We start from the raw sequence: 12,209 nt of genomic DNA on the forward strand, positions 1-12,209 counted from the left end.
GTGTTTGAGTTGACGGAGTCGGATCAGCGGCTGAGCCTGGATACCGCCGCGGCGCGGAAGCTCGCCACGACGACCAAGACGCCTCCGCAGATGCGGGAGATCTCCTCCCGCTGGCTGCTGCGGATGCTCCCGTGGGTGGACACCGCCGGCACCTACCGGGTGAACCGGCGGCTCACCTACATGGTCGGCGGCGGCAAGGTGGGCTTCTCGCGTGCCGGCGCCCGGGTGCGGGTGGCGCCGCCGAGCCTGACCGAGCTGCCTCCGCTCCACGGGCTCGAGGACGACCGCCTGCTCGACGCCCTGGCGGGGCTGTTCGAGCAGCGGGAGTACGCCCCCGGCGACACGATCGCACGGGCCGGACGGCCGGCCGACGAGATCATCCTGATCGCGGACGGCCGGGTCACCAGGTTCCAGCACGGCTCGTACGGCGACCGCCTCGTGCTCGGCACCCTCGGCGAGGGCGACCACGCGGGCACCGAGCCGCCGGACGAGCGGGCCGTGTGGAGCCACACGCTGGAGGCCGGCACCAGGTGCACGGTGCTGGCCCTGCCGTGGGAGGAGTTGCGCGCGCTGGCCGGCGATTCCCCCGCCCTGCTCGACATGCTCGAACGCCATCGCGCCCGGCGGGCCGCCCCGCAGACCAAGCACGGCGAGGCGGCCATCGGCATGGCGGCCGGCCACCGGGGCGAGCCCACGCTGCCGGGCACGTTCGTGGACTACGACCCGGGTCCGCGCGAGTACGAGCTGAACGTGTCGCAGACCGTGCTGCGCGTGCACACCCGGGTCGCGGACCTGTTCAGCGACCCGATGGACCAGACCGAGCAGCAGCTCAGGCTCACCGTCGAGGCGGTGCGCGAGTCGCAGGAGCGCGAGCTGGTCAACAACCGCGACTTCGGCCTGCTGCACAACGTCGACCCGTCGCAGCGCATCCGTACGCTGACCGGGCCGCCCACCCCCGACGACCTGGACGACCTGGTCAGCCGCAGGAAGAAGTCCCGGTTCTTCCTGGCCCACCCGCGGGCCATCGCGGCCTTCGGGCGGGAGTGCAGCGCGAGGGGCGTCTATCCCGACATCGCCGAGGTCGAGGGTGTGCCGGTGCAGTCGTGGCGGGGGGTGCCCATCCTGCCGTGCGACAAGATCCCCATCAGCCGGGCGGGCACCACGTCCATCCTGTGCATGCGGACCGGCGAGAAGGACCAGGGCGTCGTCGGGCTGTTCCAGACCGGCGTCCCCGACGAGCGTGAGCCGGGGCTCAGCGTGAAGCTCACCGGCATCGATCGGAAGGCGGTCATGTCGTACCTGGTCAGTGCCTACTACTCGTGCGCGGTCCTGGTGCCCGACGCGCTCGGGGTGCTGGAGGACGTGGAGGTCTCGGGTTGATGGCCAAGCCGTTCGAGCTGCCCGACTTCTACCTGCCGTACCCGGCGCGGCTCAACCCGCACCGGGAGGAGGCCCGTACGCATGCCACGCTGTGGGCGCGTGACATGGGCATGCTGGAGGGCTCGGGCGTCTGGGAGGAGGCCGACCTCGACGGGCACGACTACCCGCTGATGTGCGCCTACACCCATCCCGACTGCGACGCCGCCGAGCTGTGCCTGATCACCGACTGGTACGTCTGGGTGTTCTTCTTCGACGACCACTTCCTCGAGGTCTTCAAGCGCTCCGGCGACATCGAGGGCGGCAAACGGCATCTAGACCGGCTCCCCCGGTTCATGCCGATGGGCGGTGACCTGTCCATGCCCGAGCCGGCCAACCCGGTCGAGGCGGGCCTGGCCGACCTGTGGCGGCGTACGGTGCCGGGCATGTCGGCCGACTGGCGGCGGCGGTTCGCCGAGAGCACCCGCCACCTGCTCAACGAGTCGATCTGGGAGTTGTCCAACATCAACGAGGGCCGGATCGCCAACCCGGTCGAGTACATCGAGATGCGCCGCAAGGTCGGCGGCGCTCCCTGGTCGGCGGGGCTGGTCGAGCACGCGGTACGGGCCGAGATCCCCGCGCGGCTGGCCGGCACCAGGCCGCTGCGGGTGCTGAAGGACAGCTTCTCCGACGCGGTGCACCTGCGTAACGACCTGTTCTCCTACGAGCGGGAGGTCCGGGACGAGGGCGAGCTGAGCAACGGCGTGCTGGTGCTGGAGACGTTCCTCGGGTGCTCGACGCAGGAGGCCGCCGACGCCGTCAACGACCTGCTCACCTCGCGCATGCAGCAGTTCGAGCACACCGCGCTGGCCGAGCTGGGCCCGCTCTTCGTCGAGCACGCCATCGACCCGGCGTCGGCGATGGGCGTGCTGGCCTACGTCAAGGGGTTGCAGGACTGGCAGTCCGGCGGGCACGAGTGGCACATGCGGTCGAGCCGCTACATGAACGAGGGCGCGGCGGCGGCCAAGCCGCTCGGCACGAAGTCCCTGATCGCCCTGACGGGGGCCAAGCGGCTGCGCAACTTCACCTCGGTCAGGCGGCAGCGGGTCGGGCCCTCGCGGATCCCCGAGCTGTACATGCCCTTCGAGCTGCGTCTCTCCTCCCATCTCGACGGGGCCCGGCGCAACGCGGTGGCCTGGAGCGCGGCCATGGGCCTGCTGGAGGCGCAGCCCGGCGTCGCCGGCTCGGCGGTGTGGGACGCGGACAAACTGGTCGACTACGACCTGCCGTTGTGCGCCGCGGGCCTGCATCCCGACGCCACCGCCGAGGAACTGGACCTGGCCTCGTACTGGTTGTGCTGGGGGACGTACGGGGACGACTACTTCCCGGCCGTCTTCGACCGGTCGGGCAACCTCGCGGCGGCCAAGGTCACGGTGTCCAGGCTCTCGGCGTTCATGCCGCTGGACGGCACGCCCGCGCCGCCGCCCGTGAGCGCGCTCGAACGCGGCCTGGCCGACCTGTGGGTGCGTACGGCGGGGCCGATGCCGGCCGCGGGGCGCGCCATGCTGCGGCGGGCGGTCGAGACGATGTGCGAGAGCTGGTTGTGGGAGCTGGGCGACAACGTGGTCGGGCGGGTCCCCGATCCGGTGGACTACATGGAGATGCGCCGGCTCACCTTCGGCTCGGAGCTGACGATGAGCCTGTGCCGGCTGCGGCACGCGCGCACGCTGCCCGAGGCGCTGTCCGAGAGTGGGCCGATGCGGGCGCTGGAGAACGCGGTCATGGACTGCGGGACGCTGATCAACGACATCTTCTCGTACCAGAAGGAGATCGAGTTCGAGGGCGAGGTGCACAACTGCGTCCTGGTGGTCCAGAACTTCTTCGACTGCGACTACCCGGCCGCGCTGGTCATCGCCAACGACCTGCTGACCTCGCGGATGAAGCAGTTCCAGCACATCGCCGAGCACGAGCTGCCGGTTCTGTGCGACGACCTCGGGCTCGACTGCGCGGCGAGGGGCGTGCTCGACGCGTACCTGGCCGAATTGCGCCACTGGCTGTCCGGCGTGCTCAACTGGCACCGGGCCTGCTCCCGCTACGACGAGCCCTCCCTGCTCCGGCACCACCGGCCGCCGGTCTTCCGCCTGGCCGGCCCCCGCGGGCTCGGCACGTCGGCGGCGACCGTCCTCTAAAGCGGCACGTCGTACGGGCGAGGGGTGTAGAACCAGCCCATCATGCGCAGCAGCCGCCGCAGGTGGGGTGTGAGGTTGTGCAGGCGGATCCACCGCTCGTCCGGGGGCAGCGCGGGCATGACCAGCACCCGCAGGCCGGACAGGTCGATGAAGGTCAGTCCTCCGGTGTCGACCCAGATGTAGGTGTTGCCCCCGCGTGAGTCCGACAGTGTGCTGGCGAGCGCGGGGCTGTTGGTGGCGTCGACCTCTCCGGTCAGGGCGACGGCCGGGGCTCCGGGCGCGACCCGCAGCGTGACGCTGAGCTGCCCGTCCTGATAGAGCAGCCGCTCTTCGAGATCGTTCACGACGTGCGCACCCCCCAACAGCTATGGACAGGGGGCTGCCTGCGGGATGACCGTCGGGGTTCCTCCCGGCCGTACTGGCCGTCCTGAGGAGGTCGCGGCTCCTTTCGCCGCACCGACGATTAACCCGAAACCAGGTTACACGCCGTATGTTTCGCTATGTAATATTCGCCGGAATTATGACCGAATTAGACGAAAAGATGAAGTGCGACGGGCGGCCTCCGAGACGACCGAGGCCGGCCCAGCACGCAGGGCTGGGCCGGCCTGGACCGTCCTCGCAGCGGGCCCCGGCGTGCGCATCCAGTCACGGGCGAGCCTGCGGGCGTTCCCGGCCAGGTGCCGCCACGAGGGGTCGTGGCTGCCGGAAAGCCTTCAGGTCAGCGTGACGGGCGCGCGGGCGGGCCGCCGCCGATCAGGAACTCTCAGTTGTTGTCCCCGTAGTGGCTCTGCGCGTCCAGGAGGTTGAGCTCGATGTCCTGCAGGTGCAGGGCGGTGAGGACGTCGACGTACTTGACGGAGTCGTTCAGGACGTCGTTGGCGAGCGTCAGGTCGTCGAGGATGGACAGCTGGCTCAGGATGTTCTTGCCGCTGTTGTAGGCGTTGGGGCCGACGTCGGCGGAGGCGCTCGTGGCCGAGAACCCGATCAGCGCGCCGGCGATGGCTGCACCGGTGAGAATGCGACGCATCATTTTACTTCTCCTTCATCGGAATCGGCGCAGCGGTGCGCGTCATCATAATTACCCGCCTCCCGAGTGGCGAGATTTTCGCGAATAACAATGTCGTGGACCGCCGGGGCCCGCAAGGGGAATATGCTAAGGCAAAGTCAAGTACCCGCACTTATTCCTTGGCCCGTGGTTCGACAGAAAATCACCCCGACATGCCTCGAAATATTCGGACTTGTCAGGCTTGGCGCGGTGTTTTATCCCCATACTGCCGGAGCAAGTAATCGGGAGAACTCACCGAATAACGCCGTGCCGTATGGCGGCGCGGCCCCGGGTCACGGGAGCGCCGAATATGCCATGAACGGACGACTGCGACTACTGCCAATAGCATTGGCGCACACGATTGTGTGCGTTTTCCATTCGATTCCCGCGCACTCCGCGGCCGGATGTCCGCCGCATGCGTGCCGCGCGGAGACCATGGCCGTACGGTCGATGGCGGGCTCGATCGCGCTCCGGGCGGCGATAGAGATGATCGGCGTCCCGTACTCGTGGGGCGGCGGCGGGCCGGACGGTCCCGGGTTCGGGATCGGAAAAGGGGCCAAGACCTGGGGATTCGACTGTTCAGGTCTCGCCGAGTACGCGTGGGCGCGGGCCGGGGTGGCGATCGGGACCACGACGTACGAGCAGTGGCGGGCCGGGATCCGGATACCGCGGGAGGAGATTCAGGCCGGGGACCTGGTGTTCTACGACAATGACGCCGGCAGTCCGGGCCCCGAGCACGTGGCGCTCGCGGTGGATGCCACGCAGATCGTGCACGCGCCCTTCTCGGGCGAATCCGTACGGCTCGACTCGTTGGAGCGGCCGCATTTCCTGGGTGTCGTACGTCCCAGCGCGGGGCGTTCCGACGCTTTCGCCAAGTCCGCGTACGGGTGAGCCCCGCGGCCCGGGTCGTCCTGCAGTGATCGACCTGGACCGCGGGGCGTTCAGAGCTCGGTGCGCACCGAGCCCGTGCCGTGGCCTCGCGAACTGCCACGGCCCGTACGATCGGTCCACCTCAAGGCATCAGGAAGGCGACCTTGGCCGGGCGGCTCCACGGAATTGTCCGCGGGTCGCCGATCGTCTTCCTGCCTACGCCACGCGAGGAGGCTCAGTTGTTGTCGCCGTAGTCGTCCTGGTTGTTGAGGACGTTGGCCTCGATGTCGTTCAGGTGCAGCAGCGTGAGGATGTCGATGTACTTGACCGAGTCGTTGAGGACGTCGTTCAGCGCCGTCAGGTCGTCGAGGATGCTCAGCTGGCTCAGAATGCTCTGCCCGTTGTTGTACGGGTTGGGGCCGACGTCGGCGGACGCGGCGGTGGCGGAGAAGCCGAGAGCGGTGACCGCGATTGCTGCACCGGCCAGAATGCGACGGATCATGTTTGCTTTCCTCCATGGATCGGCGCTTAATTTGTGCGCCATGGTCGTTTGTGCAGGGCTGTGAGGTGCCGCCAATAACCATCGCGGCAGGCAGCGAAAACCGCAACTCAGAATGCCCTAACCAAGGTCAAGGGGACGCCTCGATTTCTTGGGACTCGGTTGTCGTGTCCATCGACGGCAGCAGGCATACATCCTTGGCCCGCTGCCCGGCGAACGGGATTCTTTTGGTCTTCAGGCGAGCAGGTTGGGGCGTTCGTGCCCTGCGGTTCAGGCAACGATCACCCGAAACTTGAGAAAGGACCTACGGCGAACGGCGTACCTGGAGTGCCATCCCGGGGCCGATGTCCGGGATGAACAATGCGGCGGCGATGGTGGGCCGAGTTCGGCGAATCCGGAGATCGGGTGAGTGCGATGCGGCCGACTATCCGCGAGAGCGTCGTGGTTATCCACGTCATCGTCTCGGTGGCGCTGCTGGGCGAGGTGTGGGGCTGGTCGCGCTGAATGTGGCGGCCGGTGTCACAAAGGATCAGGCGCCGGCCCACAGGGCCTATGGCCATTGGGGGTGTTCCGCTATTACTGGACGGCGGTCAAGCTGGTGGCGGTCGCCTGTATGGGCAGGTGGCGGTGCTGGGGCGCAGATCGTCATGCTGATTTGCGCGACGGGGTTGTCGGTGTTCAAACCGCGCACAAAACTCCGCTGATCCCCGAATAGGTCGCGGAACGGAAATGCCCCCCATTTCTCAGCTCCCCCGCTTCCCACCCCCCGAAAGACAGATGGCTCCTCGCAGGGGAGTCCCCCTCGGAGTTGAAGGGCGGCCCAGGAGGCGGGGCGTGCCTCGGGGTGGGGGGCTGGGGCTGAGGAGGGGGAGGGCAAGGGCGGAGGGCGGGTCTGCTCTCCTGGCCTCTTGCCTGCGGGATGCCGTCTTTGGAACGTGGCTTCTGGGCGCGGACCTCGGGTGGGGCGCCTCGGGGTCAGGTGTTCGTCAGGGTGGTCAGCGTGCTGGTCAGGTGGGTCAGGGCTGCCAGGGTGGTGCGGGCGGTTTCGGGGCCGAGTTCTGCCACCAGGCGGTCGGCGAAGGCGCGGTGGCCGGGGACGATCTTGCTGATCGCCTCGCGGCCCGCGTCCGTCGGCTGGAGCAGTTTGGCGCGGCGGTGGGCGGGGTTGGGGTGGTATTCGGCCAGCCCACGTTCCACCAGCAGGTCCGCGATGCGCTGGACCCCCTGCCGGGTCATGCCCATCACCCGCGCGATCCCCGCCACCGGCAGCGGCTCGCCCAGGACGGCGCCCAGCACCTGCCACCAGGCCGCCGTCATCCCCGCCGGCTTGGCCAGCTCCTCAGCCACGTGCAGGAACTGGCCGTTGAGCCGGAACGACGCCAGCGCCAGGCCGGACAGCAACTCGGCCGCGTCGCCGCCGCCCCCAGGGCTCGCGCCGGCCCCAGCGCCCGAGCCGCCGCCTCCAAAGTTCGCGCCACCCTCAAGGCTTCCGTCGCCGTCGGTGCTCATGCCGCCATCAGCACCTCGAACGCCGAGGCGTCGCTCTTGCCGAACAGGCGGTACCACGCGTCGAGCACCTCGGGCCGGTAGATGTCGAGGCGGCGGAAGATCTCCCTGGCGAAGGCGACGGGCTCGGTGGGGCCGGCGGTGACGAGGTCGCCGTCGAGCACGGCGTCCCGGTCCCGGTAGTGCTCGGCGCCGGCGTATCCCTGCTGCGCCTCCAGGTACGGGAGCACCGCGCTGGTGTGGTCGCGTACGTCGAGCAGGCCCTCGCGGGCGAGGCCGGCGGTGGCGCCGCAGATGGCGGCCACCGGGACGCCCGCCTCCAGGAACTCGCGCGCCTTGCGGGCGAACGGCGCCAGCTCGTCACCCGCGTCCCAGAGGTCGGCGCCCGGCAGGATGAGCAGCGAGCTGCCCTCGGGCGTGAGCCGGTCGAGCGCGAGGTCGGGCGTGACCCGCAGGCCGCCCATGCTGACGACGGGCTCGGCGGTCATGCCGACGTTGACGATCTCGAAAGCCCCCGGCTCGCGCTGGAAGCGCCCGCTGCGCAGGTGGGCGGTCGCGTGCCCGGTCTCCCAGTCGGCGAAGGTGTCGTAAACGGCGTGGTGAATGATTCCCTTCATGACAACATATTGTCATTTCGACAACATGCTGTCAACAGAGAACCGTGGGAGGATGGGCGCCATGGCACAGATCGTCGGCGGAGGACGGCCGGTCAACGACGCCGAACGGCGCGTGATCTCCTACTTGCGCGACCACGCCCCCGCCGACTGGCTGCTGCTGCACAACGTCGAGGTCCCACGCGGCGACGACGTGTTCGAGGTCGACCTGCTCGTGCTGACCGGCCACTCACTCGCGGTCGTCGACGTCAAGGGCAGCCGCGGGCGCATCGAGGTGTCCGGCACCCGCTGGTACCCGCCGCGCAGGGAGGCGTTCGGCTCGCCGGTGACCAAGCTGCGGGGCACGGCCAAGGCGCTGAAGGGCCTGCTGGTGTCCAGGGCCACCCAGCTCGAACGTGTCTACGTCGACAGCCTGGTCGTGCTCACCTCGCCCGACGCCGAGCTGGTCGACCCGGCCGGCCGTGACGCGCCCAACGTCACCGACCTGCCCGGTCTGGTGGCCACGCTGGGCGACGTCTCGCGGGTCAGGCGGGGGTGCAGCCCCGACGTACGGCCTTATCTGACGGCGGTGCTCGACGCGCTCAACCAGACCGTGCGCCGCAGCACCGCGCCGCCCAGGTTCGGCAACTGGGAGGTCGAGGAGCAGCTCGGCGGCGACGCCAAGGTCACCGAATACCGCGCGTTCAACGCCACGCTGCCGGGCAGCGAGACCGTGCTGCTGCGGGTCTACCAGGCCGATCCGCTGGCCGACCACGAGGCGCGGGCGGCCGAGCGCCAGCGCATCGCCAACGCCTACCAGTCGCTGGCCCGCATCCCGCCCCACCCGTGCGTCGTGCGTTCTCGGGACTTCTTCGCCATCGACGACGAGAGCCGGTTCGTGCTGGTGCTCGACGACGTCCACGGCGAGGCGCTGCACCTGTCGCTGGGCAAGGGCGCCAGGCTGGGCGTGATCCAGGACCTGCTGCGCGGGCTCGCGCACGCGCACGCCAACGGCGTCGTCCACCGGGCGCTCACGCCCGGGTGCGTGCTGGTCACCGACGACGGGCACGCGGTGCTGACCGGGTTCGACTACGCCAAGCCGGGGCCGCGCAACTACACGGTCGCCCACGAGCTGGGCAACGTGCTCGACGCCCATTACGTGGCGCCCGAGTGCCAGGAGCGTCCCGACCGGATGACCACCGCGTCCGACGTCTACGCCGCGGGCGCCATCGCCTACCAGTTGCTCACCGGGGAGCTCCCGACCAGCTCCGACGTCCACGGTCCCGACGTGCCCGACGTGGTGCGCCGGATGCTCGACCACTCCCCCGCCAAGCGGCCGAGCGCCGCCGAGGCGCTCGACGCGCTCCAGGGCGTGCCGTTGCAGCAGTCGCGGTTGCGGCGGCTGGTCCGCCGCCTGGTGTCCGGTCCGTAGCGCCGGTCAGACCGGCAGGCTGCGGCGCAGGGCGCTGGCGTGCCTGAGGTAGTCGAGGGCCAGGCCGGTACGTCCGGCCGAGCGGTGCAGTTCGCCGAGCAGCTGGATGGTCGACGCCTCGCCGCTGCGGTCGCCGAGCTCCTGGAAGATCTCCAGCGAGCGTTCGAGGCCGGTGGAGGCGCGGGTCAGGTCGCCGCGCGCCGCCTGCAGCCCCGCGATGCCCTGCAGCGCGTACGCCCCGCAGTGGCGGTCGCCCAGCGACTCGAAGATCTCCAGGGCATGCCGGTGGAACGACATCGCCTGGTGCAGGTTGCCCATCTGGAGGCACACGCAGCCTTCCCGGTGGGCGTCCCCGAGCTCCTGGGCCAGCCGCATGGCCTCCGCGAGCGACTCCGACGCCTGGACCAGGTCGCCCGACTTCAGGCACACGCGGCCGATGGCCTGGCGGGCGAAGGCCTCGCCGTGCCTGTCCCCCGCGGCCACGAACATGGCCAGCGCCTGGCGGATGTAGCCGAGCGACTGGGCGTGCCGGCCGCGGAACTGGCTGACGGCCCCGAGTCCGCAGACGGAGGTCGCCTCAGCCCTGATGTCTCCCATTTCGTGAAATATCTGGCGGGAACGGGTGAAGCCCTCGGCGGACTCCTCGTACCGGTCCTGGTACAGGCTGACCTGGGCCAGGCCCCTGAGCATGGCGGCCTCGCCGTACCGGTCGCCCGCGGCCCGGGCGGCGGCCAGGGCCGCGGTGTGCGTACGGCGCCAGGTGCCGAGATGGCAGTGCAGGTCCAGGTAGGGCACCATGGCGGCGGCCAGCCCCCAGGCCGACTCGGCCAGGCCCAGCTCGGCGGCCAGGTCCACCGCCCCGGACAACGCCTCGTGCTCGGACTCGAACCAGGTGATCGGGTCGCAGGTGAGCCGGTCGAGCGTACGGGCGGGCAGGCGCCACCTGTCCGCCCCTGCCGCGGTGAGGCTGAAGACGGTGGTGGGCAGGCGGGCCATGGCGTGCTCGGCGGTCGCCGTCCAGCCGGCCAGCACGCGGGCCAGGGCGGCGCGGTCGGGGCCGCGTTCGCGCGCGTGCCTGCCGATGAGGTCGGGCACGCGGTAGCGCGGCTGGCCCACGTCGTCGGTGCCGACCGGGTCCAGCAGGTGCACGTCCACGAGCAGGTCGGTGATGTCGTGGGCGCCGTACCGGCCGAGTGCGGCGTCCACCACCCAGCCCGGCTGCGTCCCGGCGGCCGGTCCGAGGGCGCCGAGCGTGCTCAGCGTACGGGCGGCCTCCGCCGGCAACCGGCGGTAGCCGGCGTCGAGGCAGGCCCGTACCTCCTTCAGCTCGGCCAGCCAGTCCTCCGCCAGCCGTTCGCGCAGCACCGACAGCGACCAGCCGGGCCGTCCCGCCAGCCGCGCGCCGGCGCTCCTGACGGCCAGCGGCAGGCCGCCGCAGAGCGCCACGACGGCCAGGGCGTCGGCCGGTTCGCGGGCCACCCGCTCGGCCCCGGCGATGCCGCCGAGCAGCGTCAGCGCCTCCTCTTGTGACAGCTCGCCGAGTTGCACGCGCAGCGCGCCGGGCAGCTCGGTGATCCGCCGTCTGCTGGTCACGATCACGGCGCTGTCGTTGCCGGGGAGCAGCGGGCGTACCTGGGCGGCGTCGCGGGCGTCGTCCAGGAGGACCAGCATCGGCCGCTCGGCCAGCAGCGAGCGGAACAGCGCCGACCGCTCGCCGAGCGTGGGCGGCGCGTCGGTCACGCCGAGCCCGCGTAACGCCTCGGCCAGCAGCTCGGCCGGCGGCCTGCCGCCGCCCAGCTCCAGGTGGAGCTGCCCGGCGGGGAAAGCCGCGCGCAGGGCGTGGGCGGCGTGCACGGCCAGCGCCGACTTCCCGGCGCCGGGCGGCCCGGAGATCACCGCGACCGAGAACGTCTCCCCCAGCGCCGCCATGGCCGCCGTCCGGCCGATGAAGTCCGGCAGGTCGGGCGGGAGTTGCCGGGGCACGACGGGCGCCGCCCGTCCCTCGTCGGCCAGGATCAGCTCGTACGCGCCCCGCAGCTCCGCCCCCGGCTCGACGCCGAGCTCGTCCACGAGCTGGTCGCGTACCGCCGCGTACGTGCGCAGCGCCTCGGCCTTGCGGCCCCCGCGATGCAGGGCGAGCAGCAGCCCGCCCCACAGGTCCTCCCGGTAGGGGTGCTCGGCGAGCAGGCCGCGCAGCTCGTCGGCCGCGCCGTCGTGGTCGCCGTCCTCGATGCGCCGTTCGATCAGCGCCTCGGCGGCCCGCAGCCGCAGCCGGTGGAGGTGTTCGATGCGGCGGTCCCAGACCGGGCTGCCGGGCAGGTCGGACAGGGGTGCGCCGCGCCAGAGCGCGAGGGCGCCGGCGTGGTCGCCGCGGCCCGCCAGCTCCTCGAACAGGCGCAGGTCGAGCGCGCCGTCCGCGACGTCGATCGTGTAGCCGGCCCCCGCCGCGCGCAGCCCGACCGGCCCGAGCTGGGACCTCAGCGAGCTGACGTAGGTGCGTACGTTGGCCAGGGCCGAACGCGGCGGGCGGCCCGGCCAGAGCACTTCGGCGAGCCGGTCGGCGCCGACCATCTGCCCGGCTTCCAGCAGCAACGTGGCCAGCAGCATGCGGGGTTTGCCGCCGGAGATCCGTAGGGGCTTGCCGCCGGAGCGAATCTCCAGCGGCCCGAGGACGTGAAAGGTGACCGTCATGACAGCATCAGCCCCTCTACGGGAGATC

General features: G+C 70.8%; 10 protein-coding genes. 4 read left to right on the forward strand and 6 right to left on the reverse strand.

The features are described from left to right. The first annotated feature begins 9 nt into the window (after positions 1 to 9). Together IEZ27_RS38040 and IEZ27_RS38045 are read left to right on the forward strand one after the other, a co-directional pair. Entirely contained in the window at positions 10 to 1,380 is a 1,371-nt protein-coding gene (locus IEZ27_RS38040; RefSeq protein ID WP_229824724.1) for a family 2B encapsulin nanocompartment shell protein, read from the forward strand. After that, on the forward strand, positions 1,380 to 3,545 hold the full coding sequence (locus IEZ27_RS38045; RefSeq protein ID WP_189651711.1) for a terpene synthase family protein: 2,166 nt from the start codon (positions 1,380 to 1,382) through the stop codon (positions 3,543 to 3,545). Before IEZ27_RS38040 ends, IEZ27_RS38045 begins: the two co-directional genes overlap by 1 nt. Here the strand turns inward: IEZ27_RS38045 and IEZ27_RS38050 are convergent. Both IEZ27_RS38050 and IEZ27_RS38055 read right to left on the reverse strand, forming a co-directional pair. Further along, on the reverse strand, positions 3,542 to 3,889 hold the full coding sequence (locus tag IEZ27_RS38050) for an STAS domain-containing protein (protein ID WP_185845005.1): 348 nt from the start codon (positions 3,887 to 3,889) through the stop codon (positions 3,542 to 3,544). The two genes, IEZ27_RS38045 and IEZ27_RS38050, sit on opposite strands and share 4 nt — an antisense overlap. Before the next feature lie 419 nt (positions 3,890 to 4,308). Beyond that, positions 4,309 to 4,575 carry a hypothetical protein gene (locus IEZ27_RS38055; RefSeq protein WP_189651712.1) on the reverse strand — a complete coding sequence of 89 codons (267 nt, stop codon included), beginning with the start codon at positions 4,573 to 4,575 and terminating at the stop codon, positions 4,309 to 4,311. A 450-nt stretch (positions 4,576 to 5,025) separates the two neighbouring features. On the opposite strand from IEZ27_RS38055, the gene IEZ27_RS38060 reads away from it, so the two are divergent. After that, complete coding sequence (locus IEZ27_RS38060) at positions 5,026 to 5,481, forward strand: C40 family peptidase (RefSeq protein ID WP_185845006.1); 456 nt, start codon at positions 5,026 to 5,028, stop codon at positions 5,479 to 5,481. Positions 5,482 to 5,695: 214 nt separating this feature from the next. Here IEZ27_RS38060 and IEZ27_RS38065 read toward each other — a convergent pair whose 3' ends face one another. The 3 genes from IEZ27_RS38065 to IEZ27_RS38075 all read right to left on the reverse strand — a co-directional run bounded on the left by IEZ27_RS38065 (position 5,696) and on the right by IEZ27_RS38075 (position 8,082). Next, positions 5,696 to 5,962, reverse strand: coding sequence for a hypothetical protein (locus tag IEZ27_RS38065; RefSeq protein WP_125641548.1), 267 nt, complete (start codon positions 5,960 to 5,962; stop codon positions 5,696 to 5,698). Positions 5,963 to 6,934: 972 nt separating this feature from the next. Continuing rightward, positions 6,935 to 7,468: a MarR family winged helix-turn-helix transcriptional regulator gene (locus IEZ27_RS38070; protein WP_189651713.1), complete on the reverse strand. Its 534-nt coding sequence runs from the start codon at positions 7,466 to 7,468 to the stop codon at positions 6,935 to 6,937. After that, complete coding sequence (locus IEZ27_RS38075; RefSeq protein ID WP_189651714.1) at positions 7,465 to 8,082, reverse strand: type 1 glutamine amidotransferase family protein; 618 nt, start codon at positions 8,080 to 8,082, stop codon at positions 7,465 to 7,467. Before IEZ27_RS38075 ends, IEZ27_RS38070 begins: the two co-directional genes overlap by 4 nt. Before the next feature lie 61 nt (positions 8,083 to 8,143). Here IEZ27_RS38075 and mads6 point away from each other — a divergent pair, with 61 nt between their 5' ends. After that, a complete protein-coding gene (gene mads6 / locus IEZ27_RS38080; RefSeq protein WP_189651715.1) occupies positions 8,144 to 9,490 on the forward strand; it encodes a methylation-associated defense system protein kinase MAD6 in 1,347 nt (448 codons plus the stop codon). 6 nt (positions 9,491 to 9,496) lie between these two features. Here mads6 and IEZ27_RS38085 read toward each other — a convergent pair whose 3' ends face one another. Next, positions 9,497 to 12,181 (reverse strand): AfsR/SARP family transcriptional regulator, encoded by a 2,685-nt coding sequence (locus tag IEZ27_RS38085; RefSeq protein ID WP_189651716.1) that lies wholly within the window; start codon positions 12,179 to 12,181, stop codon positions 9,497 to 9,499. Positions 12,182 to 12,209: the final 28 nt, after the last annotated feature.

It is taken from the genome of Nonomuraea spiralis, from assembly GCF_014648435.1.
In the GTDB taxonomy this organism is placed as follows: domain Bacteria; phylum Actinomycetota; class Actinomycetes; order Streptosporangiales; family Streptosporangiaceae; genus Nonomuraea; species Nonomuraea spiralis.